Below are 23,408 nucleotides of genomic sequence, written 5' to 3' on the forward strand. Positions count from 1 at the left end.
CTGTCTGAAAGCCCGCCGCTGCCGAAAGCATTTTATTCTTCTTTTTTATTATGCATTTTCTTAGCTAACTTAAGCATGGTTACCCTGACTGTAAGAATTATCAGCGTGAAGCCTGCGCTAAGCAGCACTGAGTTTAAGAAGCTGTATCCCGATGCAAAATAAAACATAAGAAACAACACCATCAATACAATCGCAAACATTATTTGCTCGCTGGGTTTGAGTATGCTTTCTTTTGTATTCATATAAGCTCCAAAATAACATTTGATATTTAATCTGTTAAACAACCGGGCAAATGGAATGTTCCGCATTTGCCCGGCTGGTTTTCAAAAATTTTCATTTAATATGTTTAAGGCCAATCTGCTTCAGCTCTATTAAGTTGAACCCTTTACCTGTGCGGAAGCCGCCAAACTATTAGGCAAAACATACACAACGAGGCCGTCTGAAACCGTCAAACCAGTTTCAGACGGCCTTAAAAGCGCGTACAATCACGCTATTTTTCTTATTGCATTCAACACCATGATTTACCCCAAAACCTATGATGTCATCGTGGTCGGCGGCGGCCATGCCGGCACCGAAGCCGCCCTCGCCGCCGCACGCATGGGCGCGCAAACGCTTTTACTCACACACAATATCGAAACCCTCGGCCAAATGTCGTGCAACCCCTCCATCGGCGGCATCGGCAAAGGCCATCTCGTGCGCGAAGTCGATGCACTCGGCGGAGCCATGGCCTTGGCTACCGATATGTCGGGCATTCAATTCCGCCGCCTAAACGCCAGCAAAGGCCCCGCAGTACGCGCCACCCGCGCACAGGCCGACCGCATTCTGTATAAAGCCGCCATCCGCGAAATGCTCGAAAACCAGCCCAATCTCGAGATTTTCCAGCAGTCGGTTGAAGACATCACGCTCGAAGGCGAACGCGCAAGCGGCGTGAAAACCGCCATGGGCGTCGAATTCAAAGGCCGTGCCGTTGTACTCACCGCAGGCACATTCCTTGCCGGCAAAATCCACATCGGCTTGGAAAACTATGCCGGCGGACGCGCAGGCGACCCTGCCGCACAAGGCTTGTCGGGTCGTCTGAAAGAACTCAACCTGCCGCAAAGCCGCCTCAAAACCGGCACGCCGCCGCGCATCGACGGGCGCACCATCGACTTCTCCAAACTCATCGAGCAGCCCGGCGACACCCCCGTACCCGTGTTTTCCGTGCGCGGCAGCGCCGCCTTGCACCCGCGCCAAGTGTCGTGCTGGATTACCCACACCAACCTGCAAACGCACGACATCATCCGCTCCGGTTTCGACCGCAGCCCCATGTTCACCGGCAAAATCGAAGGTGTCGGCCCGCGCTACTGCCCCTCGATTGAAGACAAAATCAACCGCTTTGCCGACAAAGACAGCCATCAAATCTTCTTAGAACCCGAAGGCCTGACCACCAACGAATACTACCCCAACGGCATCTCCACCAGCCTGCCGTTCGACATCCAGCTCGCCCTCGTGCGCTCCATGAAAGGCTTGGAAAACGCCCACATCCTGCGCCCCGGCTACGCCATCGAATACGACTATTTCGACCCGCGCAACCTCAAAGCCAGCCTTGAAACCAAAAGCATCGCCGGCCTGTTTTTCGCCGGACAAATCAACGGCACCACCGGCTACGAAGAAGCCGCCGCACAAGGCCTGTTGGCCGGAGCCAACGCCGTACAGTATGTGCGCGAACGCGACCCGCTGCTGCTGCGCCGCGAACAAGCCTATCTCGGCGTGTTGGTAGACGACTTAATCACCAAAGGCGTAAACGAGCCTTACCGCATGTTTACCAGCCGCGCCGAATACCGCCTGCAACTGCGCGAAGACAACGCCGACATGCGCCTTACCGAAGACGGCTACAAAATCGGCCTCGTTACCGAACCGCAATGGCAGGCTTTCGAGCAAAAACGCGAACAGATCGAACGCGAAATCCAGCGCCTGCGCAGCACATGGTACACCCCCGCCAAACTGCCCGAGAGCGAACAAACCCGCGTGTTCGGCCAAAAACTTTCCCGCGAAGCCAGCCTGCACGACCTTCTGCGCCGCCCCAATATCGACTACGCCTCGCTGATGACTTTGGAAGGCGCACAGCCCGAACAATGCCTGTCTGAAAATGTGATTGAGCAGGTGGAAATCCAAGTGAAATACCAAGGCTATATCGACCGCCAAAACGAAGAAATCGAAGGCCGCCGCGACATCGAAACCCTGAAACTGCCATCTGAAATCGATTACGGCAAAGTCAAAGGCTTATCCGCCGAAGTGCAGCAGAAACTCAACCAGCACCGCCCCGAAACCGTAGGCCAAGCCTCGCGCATTTCCGGCGTGACCCCCGCCGCCGTCGCCTTGCTGATGGTACATTTGAAGCGCGGATTTAAAGATGCGAAGTAGGGCGGTGGTTTCCGTACGGACGGTAAATCAACTTAAACCGCTATAGCCAATCCATTCAACTTTTACTACACGTTGCTGCGCCTTAGCTCAAAGGGAACGATTTTGTAAGCTGCTGAAGCAGCAACACAGTCAGCCCCCTACTACCTGTACTGTCTTCGGCTTGCCTTGTATTCAAAATTAAGTAGATTGACTATATACACTTGTTAAACCCGATGATAACGGTAGGCATAATGATCTAATGCGTTTAACGGTAAAAATGCCTGTCTGAAAAAGTTTCAGACAGGCATTTTTGCTTTCTCACTCAAAAAATCAATAAAGCTCCTCACTTTCGCACTTAAAAAAGCACGATCCACATAAGCTGCATAGAGTTTGACCGCTTTGATATGGTAATCCGGTAGCAGTTGTATCATGTTTCCGGCCGCTACATCTTCGGTAACGCACCATGCAGGCTGGAAGCCGATACCGGCTCCGGCACGGATCAGGCTGCCGACCATAAGGGTGCTGTCGCTGTGAATGGTTGCATTTAATTCCAACAGGCATCGTCGGCCGTTCTGCTTATGTTGGATTTCGATGCGGCTCATATCGGTGTAGGAAGGCAGTAGTGCAGGATGCTGTGAGGCTTCTTCGGGGCTTTCCGGTATACCGTTGCGTTGCAGGTACTCCGGTGAGGCAAGGAGGAAAAACTCTATATTGGCCAATGGCTTGACAATTAGTGATGGTCCCGGGTCGTTGGAAACGCGCAGGGCGAGGTCGAAGCCGTCGGCGATTAGGTCGGTGTGTCGGTTGCTGAGTACCAAGTCGAGGGATACTTCGGGATAGCGTTGTTTGTATTCGCTGATCCAGCGGCTGACACGCGGGCTGGCAAACCATTGCGGCATGGTAATGCGCAGGATGCCTTGCGGTTTTTCGGTAACGCCTGCGGCTTTTTGAGCGGCGGTTTCGAGTGTTTCGAGAGCGTGGCAACATTGGCGGTAATAATCTTCCCCGGCCTCGGTAAGGCGGAGATTGCGGCTGTTGCGGTGTAAGAGTTTGGTTTGGAGGGTATTTTCCAAATGACTTATGTGTTTGCTGGTCATGGCGTTGGAAATACCGAGGCGTTCGGCGGCGCGGGTAAAACTGCCGTTCTCGACTACTTGGCGAAACACCTTGAGGCTGAACAGTGTATCCATGATTTCTTATTAAGAAATGATTATTAAACAAAAAGAGTATATATCTACTGAAAAGAAATATCTATACTGCGACCATCTTTTAACTGTATGAGTAATCTCCATGACAAATACTAATCACGATTTAAACCGTTTCCAACCCATATTGTTGTCTGTTCTTCGTATCACGTCGGCTTATATGTTTATGCTGCACGGCACGGCAAAATTGTTTGAGCTGCCGCATATCGGAATGTTTGACGGTTTGCAGCTGGTATCTATTTACGGTTTGGCAGGTATCCTTGAAGTATTCGGCGGTATATTGCTGCTTTTGGGCTTGTTTACCCGTCCCGTAGCATTTGTGTTGTCCGGTATGATGGCTGTTGCTTATTTTATGGCTCATGCGGCTCAAGCCCCTGTTTTACCGTTGATAAACGGAGGAGAACCTGCGGCATTGTTCTGCTTTATTTTTCTGTATATCGCGGCGGCCGGCGGCGGCGCTTGGGCTTTGGATAACAAATTGGGTAAAAAAGCATAACGCCGTTCGAAGTTGTTTTGCTTTCCGGCCCTTGCTTAGGGAATCCATATGATTCAATTTATGGCAACTCCTTACTTACTATATCAAGCAAGGCAGCTTTTTTAACAATTTGTTTTTTATCATTATCTGTTCCGTCATGTTTGATCTTGGCTCAAGTATGGCGGACATAATGTTTTATTGTTTTATTAAGTTTATTTATCACGGTTTTACCAAACCAGCGTTATCCCTTTTTAAGGGGAACCGTTATATTCCAAACTAGTAATATGAACAGAATCCCTGCTTTATTCCTCGGCCACGGCAGTCCGATGAATGCAATCGAAGCCGATAATCCTTTTAACACCGGCTTTAAACAGGTGGCGGAAAAGTTTCCCAAGCCCCGTGCCATATTGATGATTTCTGCCCATTGGTACGGCGATGCTTTGCAAGTATCTGGCAGCACCGCTCCGGCCATGATTTATGATTTTTACGGCTTTCCCGAAGAGCTGAACCAAGTGCAGTATCCTGCTTCCGGCAGCCCCGAACTTGCCGCCGAAGTGCAGCGTTTGCTCGCGCCCGAACCGGTATCCGTCGATATGCTTCGGGGGTTCGACCACGGCACATGGGGTGTACTCAAGCATCTTTATCCCGAAGCCGACATTCCCGTCGTGCAACTGAGCCTGAACCGGAATCAACCCGCCGAATGGCATTTCGCACTGGCGCAAAAGCTCAAGCCCTTGCGCGAACAAGGCGTGTTGGTTGTCGGCAGCGGCAATATCGTTCACAACCTGCGCACCATCAGCTTTGCCCATATCCGCCAAGCGGGTGCGGCTTACGAATGGGCGGAAACCTTCCGCCGCGACATCAACCAAGCCATTTTGAATCGGGACAACGAAACCTTGATCCACTACTTGCGCTTGGGCGAGGCTGCCGCTTTATCTGTGCCCACGCCCGAACATTACCTGCCCCTGCTCTACATTATGGCGTTGCGCGATGAAGAAGATGAAGTCAAGCTGTTCAACGACGTGATTGTCGGCGGTTCGTTAAGCATGACTTCGGTGTTGCTGGGATAATTTTTTCACTTATACTTTGAATCAATGGCTTATACTTTTCAGACGGCCTCAGTTATATAGAATGAGACCTTTGTAAAGCCTTCAGATGTGGATGCAGTTCAAGGCGTAGCAGCACAGCGAGTGCAGACATATCAGATAGATAGGCAAACGAGCGGGCAGCGCACAACGCAGAAATGCGCCGCAGATGGGAGGGTTACAAAAGTCTCAGGCCGTCTGAAAATCCCATAAGCGCATTATGAATATCCCCAACATTATCCGTTTTGCCGATTATCTGGTTGACCGCCCCGCCGAATCGGTACGCACGGTGCTGCATCAAGGGCGGCAGATGAACATGGTGCTGTGGCAGATTCCGCCCGGCGGCAAACTGCCTGCACACCGCCATCCGCAAGGGCAGGATATTTGGCTGGTGCTGCAAGGCCGCGCCGAATTATTGGATGATGAAAACAGCGGCCGGATAATCGGCGCGGGCGAAAGCATTGTGATCGATTCAGGCTTGATACACGGAGTGCGCAATAACGGAGCAGAAGATTGCGTGCTGGTTTCAGTGGTGTATGCCGAAGCGGGGTTTGAAGCGGTTTGAACAAATGCCTGTCTGAAAACGTTTCAGACAGGCATTATGGTTTTATCATGGCCGGGTATGGCCAAGCTGCGCTAGATTAAGTTGATTGGCTGTATCCGTTAAAACACTTTTACCAGCGACAGACCGACTTCGTTTTGCCGGTATCGGTACAGCCATTCGATGTTGCTGTTGACCCTGCGGTGTTTGAAGGTGAAGGTCGGTTTCATGCCGGCAATGCTCCATCGTTCGGCGCCTGCGCTCAGGATGTAGATTTGCTCGTTGTCGCGGCGGCGTTGTTCGAAAATGGCGTCGTCGGCTTTGTAGGAGCGGTGCTGGAGAATGGCTAAGGCGGAGGCATCGAAGCCGCCGGCGAACTGTTTGCCCGCGCCTATGCGCAAGGCCGGTTGGCGGTAATCGCCTTGGCCGTCTTCGGTGGTGCGTTTTTGCCAGTCCAAACCGCCGAACAATGCCCAGTCTTCCCGCGGCATATAGGTTAGGGTGTTGTAAACGGCGAATGAGTTGCCGTTGTTATGGGCGGATTCTTCGTCGAAATATTTGAGCTTTTTCCATTCGGTTTCGGTGTTCCATGCCCATTTGCCTTTGTTTTCGTTCCATTCGGCGCGCGCGCCGTGAGCTCGGTGCGAGGCATGGCTGCCCTCGGCGCTCCATTCCCATAGGGGTGAGAGGGTGAGCGAGCGGCGGGCGTTGGTAAACTGGTAGCCTGCGCTGAGGTTGAGCGTGTGCTCGTTATGCTCTTGCCGGTTGCGGTACACGCGGCCGAAAGCCAGCGCGCGTGCGGCGATGCCGTGATGCCCCTGTACTTGCCAGTGCTTGCTTAAGGCTGCTTCGTATTTGAGACCCAAAGCGCTTTGCGGCTCGGGCGAATTCCAGTAATCGATACATTCGCCTTCAAATTCGGCATTGCATTTGAAGCCTCCGGCACCTTCGTTGACATTGCTGTTCCACACGCTGCCGATGTTGAACGAGCCTTGCAGGCTTTGCCGTTGGTCGATGGCGGTCTGAAAAGACCGGATGTTGCTCAAAACCGGCTCGGGCAGCGGCTCTTGTGCTGCTTTGGCAAATTCGGCGGCGGCTTCGCGGTTTAGGTGGTCGTCAAACAGCAGGCGCGCCAAATCGAGGCGGCCGCGGGTAAAGTCGGGCTGGCGTTGCAGCAGGGTTTCGTATTTCTGCCGCGCCGCTTTCATATTGCCGTCGGCTTTGCTGAGCGCGGCATCGGCGAAGAGCGCCAGGTCTTCATCGTGATCCGGCTGCTGCCGGTACTGGGCCAACAGGCGGCGCACTTCAGGCCAGTCGCTGTGGTTTACGGCTACAAACAGAGCCTCGCCGGTGTCCTGCTGTATTTCCTGCTGCGGGTTTTCCATGCCTGTCTGAATGGCATCGTCTGCCACGTTTTTTCTTTCCTGCACTTGTACTGCCTGCCGGGTGTTCTGCCAAAGGCGCTGTGCCGTGTCGTCTGCCGCAAAGGCGGGCAGGGAAACGGCCAAGCAAAGGTACATGGATTTTTTCAACATATATGCCTGTCTGAAAAGTTGGGGGTGTGTTGAGGATGGCCGATAAAGATAAAGGGCCAATCCGTTTGGTAATTATAAATTATATAGTGGATCAGCTTAAAAATAGTACGTTCGTCATACTCGGGCTTGACCCGAGTGTCTCCTAAAGTCAGCGGAACTCAAGATACTCGGGCCAAGCCCGAGTATGACGGAAATGCTACTAAAATAAAGTTTTTTAACTATAAGGTAATTATAAAGGCCTACGTTAAAGCAGGCCTTCTTAGATGGATCACAGGGTGATCAGATTATTTTTTGGTACCGCCGAAAGCCGTATCCAAGTTGTGGTTGGTTTTGAACTTGGTTACGCCGGCCAGGCTTGAGGCACCGTTGCCGAAGAAGTGGCCTTCGGTTTTGCCGTAGTGTCCGTTGGCAACGGCATGACCTTTAAATGAAGCTTTGTGCGGCTTGATGTGTGAATAGATGTCCATCTTCACAGCCGAGTTCTTCATTGAGCCGGTCAAAGTGCGTTTGCCGAAATCGGCGTGCAATTGGCCGTGCAGCTGGTTGTTGCCGTTGTAGTTGTTGATGCCTTTCACGTTGTAAGTGGCCGTGCCGGACATCGGCATGTTGGTGGCGCGTTTGTCGCCTGAATAGAAAACGCCGCGGTTTTTACCTTTAACATACTCATTGCCGTTCCACTCGCCGTAGTAAACTTCTGAGCCGCCGCTTTTAATGGTGTTGAAAGCGAATTTGCCCATGTGGCGGCCGTGTTTTTGGTCGTGCGCATGAATGGTTTTTACACCGTTTTTATCGCTGCCGGCAGCGTAGTGGTTCAGGTATTTGTAGTGTACATGCGATTTTTTAGCCACATTTTTCAGCACTTTTTCGCCCACTTCTTCAGAGGCAGGTTTGCCCCATTTTACTTTCTTGGCCGGTACCCAGCCTGCGTCCGGATAGTAGTAATCAGAACCGGCGTAAGCGCCTGAACACAGCAAAGCAGCCATCAGGGTCAGAGTGGTTTTTTTGATATTCATAATGAACTCCTTAAAAGGTAATGGGCATTGGAAGCTGTTTATTTTGTTGCCTCGGTTTGCCCGGTGGGGGATTGGGTTATTTGTTTTTTGATACGGGTTCATTGTAGGAAAGTAAAGTTATGACAGAATTAGCAGACATTTAAATTAGATAAACTTGTGCAGCTTTATGTATGAAAACGATATGCTTGTGTTAAATCGGTTAAGGTGAAATATTAGGGTTTAATAAGATTCATTATATTAAACAAAAGGTTGGGTTTGGTTGCGCGCATCGGAAAAGTTTAATCTGTTATATTAGGCTGCCTAAATCAAATAAGGCAGCCTCAACGCAGAAACATGCCTGTCTGAAAAGGCCGGGCTTAGCCTCCCGCCCCAACCGTTTTCAGACAGGCATCTTCCATTTAGACAATATTAAAGATAGAAAAGCATAAACAATGAGCGATTTAACCCTAATCTCCCGCAATAAAATGTTCAACGGCCATCACGAGCGTTACCGCCACTTTTCCGGGAGCACGCAATGTGAGATGACTTTTTCCGTGTACCTGCCGCCGCAAGCGCTGCAAGGTTACCGCGTGCCGGTTTTATATTGGCTCTCCGGCCTGACTTGCACGGATGAAAACTTTGCCGTCAAAGCCGGCGCTCAGCGTTTTGCGGCGCAGTGGGGCATCGCGCTGGTGATGCCCGACACGTCGCCGCGCGGCAGCCGAGTGGCCGATAGCGAAAGCAGCGATTTGGGGCAGGGCGCCGGTTTTTATGTTAATGCCACCGAAGCACCTTGGGCGGCACACTACCGGATGTACGATTATGTGGCGCACGAGCTGCCCGAGCTGGTTGAAGCCAATTTCCCCGTGACCGACCAACGCAGCATCGCCGGCCACAGCATGGGCGGGCACGGCGCTTTGCTGATTGCTTTGAAAAATCCCGGGCGTTATGCCGCCGTGTCTGCTTTTGCACCGATTGTGAACCCGGGCGAAACGCCGCTGGGCCGCAAAGCATTTACCGCTTATTTGGGCGGCAATCCCTCTGTATGGGCGGAGTACGACAGCACGCAATGGGTTGAACATGCCGAAAAGAAACTGCCGATTCTGATTGACCAGGGCGATGCCGACGGTTTCTATCCCGAAGAGCTGCAACCGGAAAAATTCGTGGCTGCCGCGCGCAATCAGGGCTTTAAGGTTCAATTCAATATGCGCAAAGGTTATGACCACAGCTATTTCTTTATCGCCAGCTTTATCGATGTGCACATTGAATTCCACGCCGATGCTTTGGGCTTGTAGGCCTTGCCGCAGTTTTTCAGACAGGCATTGCCCGGTTTGCCCTTTATGGTATATTCCAACATTCAAAACCTGAAACAAAACACATCATGAGCCTGAACAGCAAACTCCCTTTTCCTTCCCTTCCCGAAGATGTCCGTTCCGACATCCGCGCGCGTGAGTCTTACCACTTGCTCAAAATCATGTCGGAATTTGTGGAAGCCGGCGAAGAGCTGCGCGCCATCCAGCCCGCCGTGAGCATTTACGGCAGCGCCCGAACGCCGGCCAACCATCCCGATTACCTGTTTACCGAGCGGCTGGCGCGCAAACTTTCCGATGCCGGATTTTCGGTGATTTCCGGAGGCGGGCCGGGCATTATGGAAGCCGCCAACAAAGGCGCGTTTGCAGGCAAAAGCCCCGCAGTCGGCCTCAACATTACCCTGCCGCACGAGCAGGCGGCCAACCCTTATCAAGACCTTTCCGTAACTTTCCAGCATTTTTTTCCGCGTAAAGTCATGTTTGTCAAACACGCCGTGGCCTATGTAACCATGCCCGGCGGCTTCGGCACGCTGGATGAACTGTTTGAAAGCCTCACGCTCGTGCAAACCGGCAAAACGCCCGCCCGCCCGATTATTCTGGTAGGCGAAACCTTTTGGCGCGGCCTGATTGATTGGGTAAAAGCGCAGTTGCTTGCCAACGGCATGATCAGTCCCGAAGATATGGATTTAATCCGGTTGATGGACGACGAAGACGAAATCGTCGCCTATATTTTCGAGCACTACGAACGCACGCAAAACGGCTTTTGCAGCACGCCGGTGCAGCACACTTGGGAGTTGGGTTTGTAGGCAGCGTTGAAATAAACCTCTATCCACTTGCATAATAACGATACGGTCATACTCGGGCTTGACCCGAGTATCTCCTAAAGTCAGCGGAACTCAAGATACTCGGGTCAAGCCCGAGTATGACGGAAATGCTACGGAAAGATCCTTTAAAATGAATTTTGCTTCCTAAGCTCCTAACTATATATTTTTTCGGTTGGTTCACGATAACAAACAGCCGGCAAGATAAAAATGCCTGTCTGAAAACATTTTTCAGACAGGCATTTGCTTAACTCATGCTGCTTAGCTGTAAATCTCGGCACCTTTCTTCATAAACTCAATTGCTTTTTCTTCCATGCCTTTTTGCGCGGCGGCGTAGTCGCGCACTTCCTGCGTGATTTTCATCGAACAGAATTTGGGGCCGCACATCGAGCAGAAGTGGGCGATTTTCGCGCCTTCGGCCGGCAGGGTTTGGTCATGGTAGCTTTCGGCGCGTTCGGGGTCGAGGCCGAGGCGGAACTGGTCGCGCCAGCGGAATTCAAAGCGGGCTTTCGATAAGGCATTGTCGCGCAACTGTGCGCCCGGCCAACCTTTGGCCAAGTCGGCGGCGTGGGCGGCCAGTTTGTAGGTGATGATGCCGGTGCGCACGTCTTCTTTGTCGGGCAGGCCCAAATGCTCTTTCGGAGTCACATAACACAGCATGGCTGTGCCGTACCAGCCGATATTGGCCGCGCCGATGCCCGAAGTGATGTGGTCGTAGCCGGGCGCAATATCGGTAACCAACGGGCCGAGTGTGTAGAACGGCGCTTCAAAGCAGTGTTGCAGCTCTTCGGTCATGTTTTGTTTCACGCGTTGCAGCGGTACATGGCCGGGGCCTTCGATCATCACTTGTACGTCGTGCTTCCACGCTTTGGCGGTCAGTTCGCCCAGCGTGTGCAACTCGCCGAATTGCGCGGCATCGTTGGAATCGGCAATGCAGCCGGGGCGCAGGCCGTCGCCGAGGCTGAACGATACGTCGTAAGCCTTCATGATTTCGCAGATTTCGTCGAAATGGGTGTAGAGGAAGTTTTCCTGATGGTGCGCCAAACACCATTTCGCCATAATCGAACCGCCGCGCGACACGATGCCGGTGATGCGGTCGGCAGTCAGCGGCACATAACGCAGCAGCACACCCGCATGGATGGTGAAATAATCCACGCCTTGCTCGGCCTGCTCGATTAAGGTATCGCGGAACAAATCCCACGTCAGGTCTTCGGCCACGCCGCCCACTTTTTCCAATGCCTGATAAATCGGCACGGTGCCGATGGGCACGGGCGCGTTGCGGATAATCCATTCGCGCGTTTCGTGAATGTGCGCACCGGTGGACAAATCCATAATTGTGTCGGCACCCCAGCGCAGCGACCACACCATTTTTTCCACTTCTTCGGTGAGCGAGGAAGTAACGGCGGAGTTGCCCAAGTTGCCGTTGATTTTCACGCGGAAATTGCGGCCGATAATCATCGGCTCCAGCTCGGGGTGGTTGATGTTGGCGGGGATAATCGCGCGGCCGGCGGCAATTTCGCTGCGCACGAATTCGGGCGTGATTTGGTCGGGATGGGTGGGCAGGTTCGCGCCGAACGATTCGCCTGCGTGCTGCTTGATGATTTTGGCGTAACGCGGGTCGCGCCAGATTTCTTCCATTTTCATGCGCTCGCGCAGGGCGACAAACTCCATCTCCGGTGTGATGATGCCTTGCCGCGCATAGTGCATCTGGGTTACGTTTTTGCCTGCTTTGGCGCGCAGAGGCTGGGTGATTTGGTTGAAACGCAGATGGGCGGTTTTCGGATCGTGAGCACGTTCAAGGCCGTATTCGCTCGACAAACCGGGCAGGATTTCGGTGTCGCCGCGCTCGGCAATCCAGGCGCTGCGCACATCGGGCAGGCCTTGTTTGAGGTCGATTTTGGCCGACGGGTCTCCGTATACGCCGCTGGTGTCGTACACCGGAATCGGTGGGTTCGGCTCGCGGCCTTTGTCGGTAACGGTATCGTCTTGGGCGATTTCGCGCAGCGGCACGCGGATGTCGCTGCGGCTGCCTTGCAGATAAACTTTGGTGGAATTGGGATAAGCAAACTGAATGCCCAAATCGTGGGAAAGCTGGTCGAGTTGCTTAGCTTCATTGCCGGTGGTTTTTGTGGCCATAAAAATGCTCCTGTTTCTCAGTCGGGGGATGAAACAGGAGCGGTGTGTGTTTTCAGACAGGCATTTGCTCGGTTGATCCCTGCTTAAACAAGCAGCTTCGCTGAAAACTCCCCACGCAAGTATTATCTTGTTCGGGTAAAAGGGTAACTCTCAGCCGCGCCTTAATGAAAAGGTGCAGCACCCCTGTTTCTTAACGGCGATTAAAACATAAAGCGCCGGTGCTTGCAAATGCCTGTCTGAAAAGGTTTCAGACAGGCATCATAGCCAAGAAGCATAAAATCCTGTATCGTATCCACCACGCAAGCAAGAGGAGTATTACAATGACTACATCAAAAAAAGACGACGTAGATTTAAGCAAAATCAAACCACAGCCCTACGAAAGCTTTGAAGAAGCCGAGCGCCGGCGCGAAGAAGAGGCCACCGAAGTACACGAACCGCTAACCGAGCGGCAAAAAGAAATCGTGCGCGAACAAAGCAGCATCAACCCGATCACCCAAACCGTGAGCGATGCGATGAAAGAAGTCAACAAGGTGCTCGAAATCGACCGCAAATTCGAAGGCTTTATAGAAGAAGACAAAAAATAAAGTGCTATTTATCGAAATGCCTGTCTGAAAACCATACTTTTCAGACAGGCATTCGCTATACATTACACAAAATTAACATTTCCCCTAAGTTCCCACTAAATATCAACCTGTAATATAGCAGCCTGAAAAAACGTAATTAAGTAATAACGTAATAAGTAATAAAAGGAATAAACAAATGTTTAACACCGCAAAAAAACTGGCCGTCGCCACCGCCCTGATTCTCGCCACCGCCTCCACCGGCGCCGTCGCAGCCGACGCATATGTTTCACCCAAACACGCCGCTTTGGCGCAAAGCAAAATTTCCGCCCAGCAAGCCATTGATATCGCATCCAAAAAAGTAAAAGGCTATGCCGAAGAAGTGAACTTCGAGCACAAAAGCATCAGTAGCTACTACGAAGTCGACATCATCGCCAACGGCCAAAAACACGAAATCAAAATAGATGCCGCCAACGGCAAAATTTTGGCAGAAAAAACCAACCCCCATTACAACCAACCCGCCGCACAACCTGCCGTTTCCCTCAGTCAAGCCATTGCAGCCGCACTGGCCAAAACCGGCGGCCACGCCAAAGAAGCCGACCTGAAACACAGAGCCGGCGAAGTGTTTTACAAAGTGGAAACCGTAAACAAAGGCCAAAAACAATATGTGAAAGTCAACGCACAAACCGGCACAGTAGAAGCCGTGCAGTCGCACGACCATTTTTAATTGCTACTGTGTTGCCAAACCGCCTGATTGGATTCAGGCGGTTTTTTGTTATAGCAAAAAGGAATGCCTGTCTGAAAGCGTTAGTTTCGCAGAACACCACGCGGCTTGTTTTTAGACAGGCATTTTTGATGTGTGTGGACTGGAGCAAATAGTTCTCTTTAGTATAAATTAATTTTAAAAAAATAACCAAAGTAATTGAAACTTTTAAAATATTTGAAATACTTTTAACAAAGTGCTATTTTGATCATATTCTTTAATTATTTAAACGTTTTTAGTTGGTTTTATTTTTTTTGAGGTGTTTGTATAGGATTAGATTTGTTCTTTATTTCATAGGTATATAACTATTAATTTAAATATGAATGAAATAGATCAAAGGTGGAATATTTTTTAGATTAATTGGGTATATTTTTATTGATTGTAAGTATAGCTATTCCTGTTTTCTCTAACTCTAAAGAGTATCTCTAGTTTTTTCGATAAAGAGTTTTAAGAAAACAGGTAAGTATAAAAAGGATTAATTGGTTATGAAAATGATTCTGCATCTGGTTATGCTAAATCTCAGCAGGCATACTATGATTTTTGGATAAATGGAGTATGTGTATTGCTTTTTATTTTAGAGTTGGTGCTTATTCTTTTATTTAATATAGTTAATTATATATTATTTAATTGTTATTTTTTATAATAACTTGTTTTTTAATTTTGAGTAGGTTTATGAAAAATTATAAATTATTAGATTATGTTTTGAATTTTTTATTATTGGTTTTGATTTTTGCAATATTTTTTTTAATAAAAAATAATATTGATTTTTTAAAGTTAATTCGGATGTTACAACCACTTTTTTGGTTGTTGACTTTATATTGCTCTATGGTTTTCTATTTTTATTGGTATTTAATTGAGGTGAAATTAAAGGAAAGAGAGGAGCGTTGTTTAGATAATCTATCAAGTAAGAAAAAAAAATATAGAATATTAGGTGTTGTTTTTGGAGTTTTATTGCTTTTGTCAATTTTATTTAGTTCATAACTGAAAAAGGTATAACATGTCTGTTGCAAAAACTATTGAGTATGGGGCAGTATTTATAACTACTGCAGATGCCTCATCATCTGTTACAAATGACTCTAGACCAATTAATATATTAAGTAACGGAGGACAAGTTATTAGTGCTGTTGCTTCTCTAGCGGGGCCTGCAGGAACAATTGCGACAGCTCCGGCTGCACTGACTTTGACGGCTGGGAAAATTATTACGGATGCCAAAAATGGAGATGCTATTAGCTCCGGAGATGTGTTATCCATAACAGGTAATACTGTTGCAATTATTGGTGCTGTTGGTGTTGCTCTCGGTGCACCCGTAGCAATTCCAGCTTTAGCAATTGGTACGGCTATCAATGTACTTGGTGTTGCAGTTAATCAAGGGTGGTTTGAAAAGGCATTTGATGATTGGAAAAATGAAGTTAACCGCGACGGCAAATACAACGTCAATGATCCTTTGGTTCTTGATCTCGACGGTGATGGCATAGAAACCGTAGGCTCTCAGGGCTATAAAGGCACATTATTTGACCATAATAAAGACGGTATCCAAACAGCAACTGGGTGGGTAGCTTCAGATGATGGTCTACTGGTTATTGATCTCAACTCAGACGGCGTTATTAACAACGGTAGCGAGCTTTTCGGCGACAGCGCAGTATTGAAAGATGGCAGCAACGCTGCACACGGCTATGCGGCTTTAAAAGAATTCGACAGCAATGCCGATGGGATGGTTGACGCCAAAGACGAAAACTTCGACAAACTGCGCGTATGGCGTGATTTAAATCAAGACGGCATTAGCCAAGAAGGCGAATTATTCACCTTAGAATCTCTCAATATCCAATCGCTGGATGTAGCCTATCAAGATGTGAATACCCGTTTGGGCAACGGAAACACCATCGCACAAAAAGGCAGTTATACCCTTGCAGACGGCCAAACCCGAGAGATGGGTGATTTGCTCTTGGCTGCCGATCATCTTCACAGCCGTTACAGTGATTCAGTAAAGCTCACAGAGGAGCAGATGCAGGCGGCAAACTTGAAAGGCATAGGCAGATTACGCGATTTGCGCGAAGCTGCTGCACTATCGCCTAAGCTGGCCGAAGTGCTGGCAGCCTACAGCAAAGCTGAAACCAAAACAGATCAACAAGCTTTATTAGACACTTTGGTAGGTGAATGGGCAAAGACCGACCCGCGTTACGGTGGCAATATTGTGTTTGCCGCTCCGTATATTAAAACCGCCAGCGAAGGTGTGGCGCTTACACCTGCGCAAGAGAGGGAAATGTTGAGTAAAGTCTATATCCCTTCCAAAGAATATCTCGATATGGTGGATCAAACCTGGCATAAAATCGCTGCATTAGATGCGTTTTCAGGTGAAAAATCCAACACTATTTATGTTTCTTCAGATAGAGACATCGCTAAATTTTTCCAAGCAGCGAATAAAGCCTATGATACTTTAGGTCAAAATATCTATAAGGCATTGCTATTCCAAACCCGTTTGCAGCCTTATCTGAATGAAATTGGTATCAAAGTTGAAAATAGTGAATTTTCATTTGACTATAATGGGATAGCGGCTAAATTCGGCGATATCTATGTGCAGAATCCACAAAAAGCATTTGTAGACTTGGGCGAGTTTATTGCCTACAGCAGCGACATGGGAAATGGTTTAGAGCTTGCTGCTTTATCTTCACTGATGGCGGGATATGCACAAAATGCAGTAAGCGACGGCACATTTGAGCAATATGCACAGGCTTTAGGCAGCGATGTGTTGGAAAAACTAGGCCATAAGCTGGGCACAAACAATGACGATAGTTTGTCAGGCAATAACTTGGCTAACTTCTTATTAGGTAATGTCGGCAACGATCGCTTATATGGCGGTAACGGTGATGATATTTTAGGTGGCGGCAGCGGCAATGACGAGCTGCAGGGCGGATCCGGAAGTGACACGCTTGACGGTGGCAGCGGTAATGACAAACTATACGGTGGTTCTTCCGAAGCAGACACCTATGTCTTCACCAAAGGCCACGGACAGGATGTCGTCAACGATTATGCTTACCAAGCCGAACATACCGATACCCTGCGCTTTGACGGTGCCAACTTTGCCGATGTGCTGTTTACCCGCAAAGCCGATGATCTGGTTATCAAAGCTTACGGCGGTGACGACCAGGTAACGGTACAAAATTACTTCAACAGCTCGTCCTACCGTTATTATCAGTTTGCCTTTGCCGACAAAACCGTGACGGCGGACGATATGGCCGCTCTAACGGTTGCCGGCGAAGGTACGGATAAAAACGATACGCTTAACGGTTGGAATACCGTGGATGTATTGGACGGCGGTTTGGGTAACGACACCCTATACGGTTACAACGGCAACGACACCCTGCGCGGTAATGCCGGCAACGATTATCTGAACGGCGGTGACGGACAAGACCGTTTGGAAGCCGGAGCGGGTGACGACCGTCTGTACGGCGGCAATGGCAACGATACGCTGCTGGCCGATTCCGGCAACAATGAATTGTATGGCGAATCGGGTAACGATACGCTGATCAGCGGCAGCGGTAATGACAAACTATACGGTGGTTCTTCCGAAGCAGACACCTATGTCTTTACCAAAGGCCACGGACAGGATGTCGTCAACGATTATGCTTACCAAGCCGAACATACCGATACCCTGCGCTTTGACGGTGCCAACTTTGCCGATGTGCTGTTTACCCGCAAAGCCGATGATCTGGTTATCAAAGCTTACGGCGGTGACGACCAGGTAACGGTACAAAATTACTTCAACAGCTCGTCCTACCGTTATTATCAGTTTGCCTTTGCCGACAAAACCGTGACGGCGGACGATATGGCCGCTCTAACGGTTGCCGGCGAAGGTACGGATAAAAACGATACGCTTAACGGTTGGAATACCGTGGATGTATTGGACGGCGGTTTGGGTAACGACACCCTATACGGTTACAACGGCAACGACACCCTGCGCGGTAATGCCGGCAACGATTATCTGAACGGCGGTGACGGACAAGACCGTTTGGAAGCCGGAGCGGGTGACGACCGTCTGTACGGCGGCAATGGCAACGATACGCTGCTGGCCGATTCCGGCAACAATGAATTGTATGGCGAATCGGGTAACGATACGCTGATCAGCGGCAGCGGTAATGACAAACTATACGGTGGTTCTTCCGAAGCAGACACCTATGTCTTTACCAAAGGCCACGGACAGGATGTCGTCAACGATTATGCTTACCAAGCCGAACATACCGATACCCTGCGCTTTGACGGTGCCAACTTTGCCGATGTGCTGTTTACCCGCAAAGCCGATGATCTGGTTATCAAAGCTTACGGCGGTGACGACCAGGTAACGGTACAAAATTACTTCAACAGCTCGTCCTACCGTTATTATCAGTTTGCCTTTGCCGACAAAACCGTGACGGCGGACGATATGGCCGCTCTAACGGTTGCCGGCGAAGGTACGGATAAAAACGATACGCTTAACGGTTGGAATACCGTGGATGTATTGGACGGCGGTTTGGGTAACGACACCCTATACGGTTACAACGGCAACGACACCCTGCGCGGTAATGCCGGCAACGATTATCTGAACGGCGGTGACGGACAAGACCGTTTGGAAGCCGGAGCGGGTGACGACCGTCTGTACGGCGGCAATGGCAACGATACGCTGCTGGCCGATTCCGGCAACAATGAATTGTATGGCGAATCGGGTAACGATACGCTGATCAGCGGCAGCGGTAATGACAAACTATACGGTGGTTCTTCCGAAGCAGACACCTATGTCTTTACCAAAGGCCACGGACAGGATGTCGTCAACGATTATGCTTACCAAGCCGAACATACCGATACCCTGCGCTTTGACGGTGCCAACTTTGCCGATGTGCTGTTTACCCGCAAAGCCGATGATCTGGTTATCAAAGCTTACGGCGGTGACGACCAGGTAACGGTACAAAATTACTTCAACAGCTCGTCCTACCGTTATTATCAGTTTGCCTTTGCCGACAAAACCGTGACGGCGGACGATATGGCCGCTCTAACGGTTGCCGGCGAAGGTACGGATAAAAACGATACGCTTAACGGTTGGAATACCGTGGATGTATTGGACGGCGGTTTGGGTAACGACACCCTATACGGTTACAACGGCAACGACACCCTGCGCGGTAATGCCGGCAACGATTATCTGAACGGCGGTGACGGACAAGACCGTTTGGAAGCCGGAGCGGGTGACGACCGTCTGTACGGCGGCAATGGCAACGATACGCTGCTGGCCGATTCCGGCAACAATGAATTGTATGGCGAATCGGGTAACGATACGCTGATCAGCGGCAGCGGTAATGACAAACTATACGGTGGTTCTTCCGAAGCAGACACCTATGTCTTCACCAAAGGCCACGGACAGGATGTCGTCAACGATTATGCTTACCAAGCCGAACATACCGATACCCTGCGCTTTGACGGTGCCAACTTTGCCGATGTGCTGTTTACCCGCAAAGCCGATGATCTGGTTATCAAAGCTTACGGCGGTGACGACCAGGTAACGGTACAAAATTACTTCAACAGCTCGTCCTACCGTTATTATCAGTTTGCCTTTGCCGACAAAACCGTGACGGCGGACGATATGGCCGCTCTAACGGTTGCCGGCGAAGGTACGGATAAAAACGATACGCTTAACGGTTGGAATACCGTGGATGTATTGGACGGCGGTTTGGGTAACGACACCCTATACGGTTACAACGGCAACGACACCCTGCGCGGTAATGCCGGCAACGATTATCTGAACGGCGGTGACGGACAAGACCGTTTGGAAGCCGGAGCGGGTGACGACCGTCTGTACGGCGGCAATGGCAACGATACGCTGCTGGCCGATTCCGGCAACAATGAATTGTATGGCGAATCGGGTAACGATACGCTGATCAGCGGCAGCGGTAATGACAAACTATACGGTGGTTCTTCCGAAGCAGACACCTATGTCTTTACCAAAGGCCACGGACAGGATGTCGTCAACGATTATGCTTACCAAGCCGAACATACCGATACCCTGCGCTTTGACGGTGCCAACTTTGCCGATGTGCTGTTTACCCGCAAAGCCGATGATCTGGTTATCAAAGCTTACGGCGGTGACGACCAGGTAACGGTACAAAATTACTTCAACAGCTCGTCCTACCGTTATTATCAGTTTGCCTTTGCCGACAAAACCGTGACGGCGGACGATATGGCCGCTCTAACGGTTGCCGGCGAAGGTACGGATAAAAACGATACGCTTAACGGTTGGAATACCGTGGATGTATTGGACGGCGGTTTGGGTAACGACACCCTATACGGTTACAACGGCAACGACACCCTGCGCGGTAATGCCGGCAACGATTATCTGAACGGCGGTGACGGACAAGACCGTTTGGAAGCCGGAGCGGGTGACGACCGTCTGTACGGCGGCAATGGCAACGATACGCTGCTGGCCGATTCCGGCAACAATGAATTGTATGGCGAATCGGGTAACGATACGCTGATCAGCGGCAGCGGTAATGACAAACTATACGGTGGTTCTTCCGAAGCAGACACCTATGTCTTTACCAAAGGCCACGGACAGGATGTCGTCAACGATTATGCTTACCAAGCCGAACATACCGATACCCTGCGCTTTGACGGTGCCAACTTTGCCGATGTGCTGTTTACCCGCAAAGCCGATGATCTGGTTATCAAAGCTTACGGCGGTGACGACCAGGTAACGGTACAAAATTACTTCAACAGCTCGTCCTACCGTTATTATCAGTTTGCCTTTGCCGACAAAACCGTGACGGCGGACGATATGGCCGCTCTAACGGTTGCCGGCGAAGGTACGGATAAAAACGATACGCTTAACGGTTGGAATACCGTGGATGTATTGGACGGCGGTTTGGGTAACGACACCCTATACGGTTACAACGGCAACGACACCCTGCGCGGTAATGCCGGCAACGATTATCTGAACGGCGGTGACGGACAAGACCGTTTGGAAGCCGGAGCGGGTGACGACCGTCTGTACGGCGGCAATGGCAACGATACGCTGCTGGCCGATTCCGGCAACAATGAATTGTATGGCGAATCGGGTAACGATACGCTGATCAGCGGCAGCGGTAATGACAAACTATACGGTGGTTCTTCCGAAGCAGACACCTATGTCTTTACCAAAGGCCACGGACAGGATGTCGTCAACGATTATGCTTACCAAGCCGAACATACCGATACCCTGCGCTTTGACGGTGCCAACTTTGCCGATGTGCTGTTTACCCGCAAAGCCGATGATCTGGTTATCAAAGCTTACGGCGGTGACGACCAGGTAACGGTACAAAATTACTTCAACAGCTCGTCTTATCAATATAAACAATTTGTTTTTGATAATTCAAGTGTAAAAGTAGATGAAAATATTAATATTAGTATTGTTTAACTAAGATTCAAATATTGTAACCTCTTTAAATTTTATCAAAAATTTAAAGAGGTTTTTATTTGATTTTGATATTTTGTAATAAAATACTATGATATTGACTATAAAGCTATAGTGGGTTTATCATGTTTGAGCTTACTTGGAATATCTAGTTATGTTATTGAGATTCAAGATGTTGATGGTGAGCTGTAGGTGTTACGATAGTTGTTAACATTAAATAGTTTAACTGTAACTGAATTCTTTAAAATTACCGACCTTTCCTAAAAAGCATAGTACAATACACACTTTCCGTTTCTCTTTTCCCAGTATGTCCGTCAAAATCCAAACCCGTACATTTAATCCCGAAACCTGCAAAGCTTTGATTGCCGCCGGAGCGGATCCGTTGCTGGCGCGTTTGTGCGCGGCGCGTTCGGTGGAGAGGCCGGAGGAGCTGCAAGACCGGTTGGCGGGGTTGTTGCCGTTTGAGGGCTTGAAGAACTGTGAAGCGGCGGCGGTGCGATTGGCGGATGCGGTGCAAAAAGGGGAGCGGATTCTGATTGTGGCCGACTATGATGCCGACGGCGCAACGGCTTGTGCGGTGGGGATGAAAGGTTTGGGCGCGATGGGCGCGCGGGTGGATTTTCTGGTGCCCAACCGTTTTGAACATGGTTATGGTTTAACGCCCGAGCTGGCCGAGTTGGCGGCGGGGCAGGGCGCGGATTTGCTGCTGACGGTGGATAACGGCATTGCCAGCACGGCGGGCGTGGCGCGCGCGCAGGCGCTGGGCTTGGATGTGTTGGTTACCGATCATCATTTGCCGGGCGATGCGCTGCCGGATTGTTTGATTGTGAACCCAAACCAGCCGGGCTGCACGTTTGCCAGCAAAAATCTGGCGGGTGTGGGTGTGGTTTTTTATGTGTTGATGGCTTTGCGCTCGGGGCTGCGCCGCCGTAACTATTTTTCAGACAGGCATCCCGAACCGAATTTGGGTGATCTGCTGGATTTGGTGGCGTTGGGCACGGTGGCCGATGTGGTGGCACTGGATCACAATAACCGCATTTTGGTGTCGCAGGGCTTGAAGCGGATGAGGGCGGGCAAGATGTGCCACGGTATCCGCGCTTTGTTTGAAGCGGCCAAGCGCGATTGGCGTAAGACGCAGCCTTTCGATATGGGCTTTGCGTTGGGGCCGCGCATCAATGCGGCGGGGCGTTTGGACGATATGTCGCTCGGCATCGCCTGCCTGCTCGCTGATAGTGCTGAAACGGCGCAAGGGTTTGCCTCGCAACTGAATGATTTGAATATCGAGCGGCGCGAAATCGAGCAATCCATGCTGCAGGATGCGCTTGATACGTTTCCCGAAACGCTGCCGGCCGGCCAAACCACGGTTACGGCCTATCGCGAAGATTTTCATCAGGGCGTGGTCGGCATTGTTGCCAGCCGTTTGAAAGACCGTTTTTACCGCCCCGCCATTGTGTTTGCGCCGGCGGATAACGGCGAATTGCGCGGCTCCGGCCGCTCCATCCCCAAGCTGCATTTGCGCGATGCGCTGGATTTGGTGTCGAAGCGTTATCCCGACTTGATTTTGAAATTCGGCGGTCATGCGATGGCGGCGGGTTTGAGCATCGCGGCGGAAAACGTGGGCAGGTTTCAAGAAGCATTTGAGCGCATTGTGGGCGAGCTGCTTTGCGAAGATGATTTGTCGCAAACCTATATTACCGACGGCAGCCTGCCTGCCGAGCAGATTACATTGGAGCAGGCGCAGAATCTTGCAGGGCAAGTTTGGGGGCAGGGCTTCGCACCGCCGAGTTTTACAGATGAGTTCGCAGTTATCCGCCAGCAGGCAATGGGCGTGAACCATAAAAAAGTGTGGCTGCAAAAAGAAGGCTGCCAGTTTGAGGCTATGTTTTGGCGCTGTACGGAGGAAATTCCCGAACGCATCCGCACGGTTTACCGCCCGATTGTCAACGAATGGCGCAATAATTTGGAATTGCAGCTTTATATCGATTATTGGGAAGCAGCTTGATGCTGAAAGGAATATGCCTGTCTGAAAAAGGTTTCAGACAGGCATTGTTTTGTAAGTTTAACCTGAATTGTGATTTAAGGGCACAACCACAGCCATCATCGTGTTAGCACGAATGTGATGAATATATGGCTTTAAAGCAAACCGTAGGCAGGCTAGTCTGCCGTTTTATCATGCCTGTCTGAAAAAATTATGG

At 50.3% G+C, this 23,408-nt stretch carries 18 protein-coding genes and 1 riboswitch; of the genes, 11 read left to right on the forward strand and 7 right to left on the reverse strand.

The features are described from left to right. Positions 1-32 precede the first annotated feature (32 nt). Positions 33-242, reverse strand: a complete 210-nt coding sequence (locus EL143_RS04440) for a hypothetical protein (protein WP_126326611.1) — start codon at positions 240-242, stop codon at positions 33-35. Between the two features lie 274 nt (positions 243-516). Between EL143_RS04440 and mnmG the strand changes: the two genes are divergently transcribed. Continuing rightward, positions 517-2,403 (forward strand): tRNA uridine-5-carboxymethylaminomethyl(34) synthesis enzyme MnmG, encoded by a 1,887-nt coding sequence (gene mnmG, locus EL143_RS04445; RefSeq protein ID WP_085417421.1) that lies wholly within the window; start codon positions 517-519, stop codon positions 2,401-2,403. Between the two features lie 275 nt (positions 2,404-2,678). On the opposite strand, the gene EL143_RS04450 is transcribed toward mnmG, so the two are convergent. Further along, on the reverse strand, positions 2,679-3,572 hold the full coding sequence (locus EL143_RS04450; RefSeq protein WP_085417420.1) for a LysR family transcriptional regulator: 894 nt from the start codon (positions 3,570-3,572) through the stop codon (positions 2,679-2,681). 100 nt (positions 3,573-3,672) lie between these two features. On the opposite strand from EL143_RS04450, the gene EL143_RS04455 reads away from it, so the two are divergent. Beyond that, complete coding sequence (locus EL143_RS04455) at positions 3,673-4,083, forward strand: DoxX family protein (protein ID WP_085417419.1); 411 nt, start codon at positions 3,673-3,675, stop codon at positions 4,081-4,083. 263 nt (positions 4,084-4,346) lie between these two features. Continuing rightward, positions 4,347-5,132 (forward strand): 4,5-DOPA-extradiol-dioxygenase, encoded by a 786-nt coding sequence (gene ygiD, locus EL143_RS04460; RefSeq protein WP_085417418.1) that lies wholly within the window; start codon positions 4,347-4,349, stop codon positions 5,130-5,132. 52 nt (positions 5,133-5,184) lie between these two features. Here the strand turns inward: ygiD and EL143_RS12685 are convergent, their stop codons facing one another. Next, positions 5,185-5,316 carry a lipoprotein signal peptidase gene (locus tag EL143_RS12685; RefSeq protein ID WP_085417417.1) on the reverse strand — a complete coding sequence of 44 codons (132 nt, stop codon included), beginning with the start codon at positions 5,314-5,316 and terminating at the stop codon, positions 5,185-5,187. A gap of 51 nt (positions 5,317-5,367) precedes the next feature. Here EL143_RS12685 and EL143_RS04470 point away from each other — a divergent pair, with 51 nt between their 5' ends. Further along, positions 5,368-5,712 (forward strand): cupin domain-containing protein, encoded by a 345-nt coding sequence (locus EL143_RS04470; RefSeq protein ID WP_085417416.1) that lies wholly within the window; start codon positions 5,368-5,370, stop codon positions 5,710-5,712. A gap of 98 nt (positions 5,713-5,810) precedes the next feature. Here the strand turns inward: EL143_RS04470 and EL143_RS04475 are convergent, their stop codons facing one another. Both EL143_RS04475 and EL143_RS04480 read right to left on the reverse strand, forming a co-directional pair. Next, positions 5,811-7,223, reverse strand: a complete 1,413-nt coding sequence (locus EL143_RS04475; RefSeq protein WP_085417415.1) for a surface lipoprotein assembly modifier — start codon at positions 7,221-7,223, stop codon at positions 5,811-5,813. Between the two features lie 284 nt (positions 7,224-7,507). After that, positions 7,508-8,236 carry a Slam-dependent surface lipoprotein gene (locus tag EL143_RS04480; protein ID WP_085417414.1) on the reverse strand — a complete coding sequence of 243 codons (729 nt, stop codon included), beginning with the start codon at positions 8,234-8,236 and terminating at the stop codon, positions 7,508-7,510. Between the two features lie 431 nt (positions 8,237-8,667). Between EL143_RS04480 and fghA the strand changes: the two genes are divergently transcribed. After that, positions 8,668-9,510 carry an S-formylglutathione hydrolase gene (fghA, locus tag EL143_RS04485; RefSeq protein ID WP_085417413.1) on the forward strand — a complete coding sequence of 281 codons (843 nt, stop codon included), beginning with the start codon at positions 8,668-8,670 and terminating at the stop codon, positions 9,508-9,510. 86 nt (positions 9,511-9,596) lie between these two features. Beyond that, the gene (locus EL143_RS04490) at positions 9,597-10,331 is read left to right on the forward strand and encodes an LOG family protein (RefSeq protein WP_085417412.1); all 735 of its coding nucleotides are present in this window, start codon (positions 9,597-9,599) and stop codon (positions 10,329-10,331) included. Positions 10,332-10,607: 276 nt separating this feature from the next. Here EL143_RS04490 and thiC read toward each other — a convergent pair whose 3' ends face one another. Next, the gene (thiC, locus tag EL143_RS04495; protein ID WP_085417411.1) at positions 10,608-12,482 is read right to left on the reverse strand and encodes a phosphomethylpyrimidine synthase ThiC; all 1,875 of its coding nucleotides are present in this window, start codon (positions 12,480-12,482) and stop codon (positions 10,608-10,610) included. A gap of 91 nt (positions 12,483-12,573) precedes the next feature. Beyond that, positions 12,574-12,677: riboswitch (TPP riboswitch) on the reverse strand. A 125-nt stretch (positions 12,678-12,802) separates the two neighbouring features. Between thiC and EL143_RS04500 the strand changes: the two genes are divergently transcribed. The 3 genes from EL143_RS04500 (at position 12,803) to EL143_RS04510 (ending at position 14,786) form a co-directional block, all read left to right on the forward strand. Then, the gene (locus tag EL143_RS04500) at positions 12,803-13,066 is read left to right on the forward strand and encodes a cytochrome-c oxidase (RefSeq protein WP_169709833.1); all 264 of its coding nucleotides are present in this window, start codon (positions 12,803-12,805) and stop codon (positions 13,064-13,066) included. A 175-nt stretch (positions 13,067-13,241) separates the two neighbouring features. Beyond that, on the forward strand, positions 13,242-13,769 hold the full coding sequence (locus EL143_RS04505; RefSeq protein WP_085417410.1) for a PepSY domain-containing protein: 528 nt from the start codon (positions 13,242-13,244) through the stop codon (positions 13,767-13,769). 708 nt (positions 13,770-14,477) lie between these two features. Then, entirely contained in the window at positions 14,478-14,786 is a 309-nt protein-coding gene (locus EL143_RS04510) for a hypothetical protein (RefSeq protein ID WP_126326614.1), read from the forward strand. Here the strand turns inward: EL143_RS04510 and EL143_RS12690 are convergent. Then, complete coding sequence (locus EL143_RS12690) at positions 14,781-15,056, reverse strand: hypothetical protein (RefSeq protein ID WP_232001351.1); 276 nt, start codon at positions 15,054-15,056, stop codon at positions 14,781-14,783. The two genes, EL143_RS04510 and EL143_RS12690, sit on opposite strands and share 6 nt — an antisense overlap. Between EL143_RS12690 and EL143_RS12695 the strand changes: the two genes are divergently transcribed. Further along, entirely contained in the window at positions 15,046-21,216 is a 6,171-nt protein-coding gene (locus EL143_RS12695) for a calcium-binding protein (RefSeq protein ID WP_232001353.1), read from the forward strand. The genes EL143_RS12690 and EL143_RS12695 overlap by 11 nt on opposite strands. Positions 21,217-21,520: 304 nt before the next feature. Then, complete coding sequence (gene recJ, locus EL143_RS04520; protein WP_085417235.1) at positions 21,521-23,215, forward strand: single-stranded-DNA-specific exonuclease RecJ; 1,695 nt, start codon at positions 21,521-21,523, stop codon at positions 23,213-23,215. Positions 23,216-23,408: the final 193 nt, after the last annotated feature.

It is taken from the genome of Neisseria canis, from assembly GCF_900636765.1.
Classification (GTDB): domain Bacteria; phylum Pseudomonadota; class Gammaproteobacteria; order Burkholderiales; family Neisseriaceae; genus Neisseria; species Neisseria canis.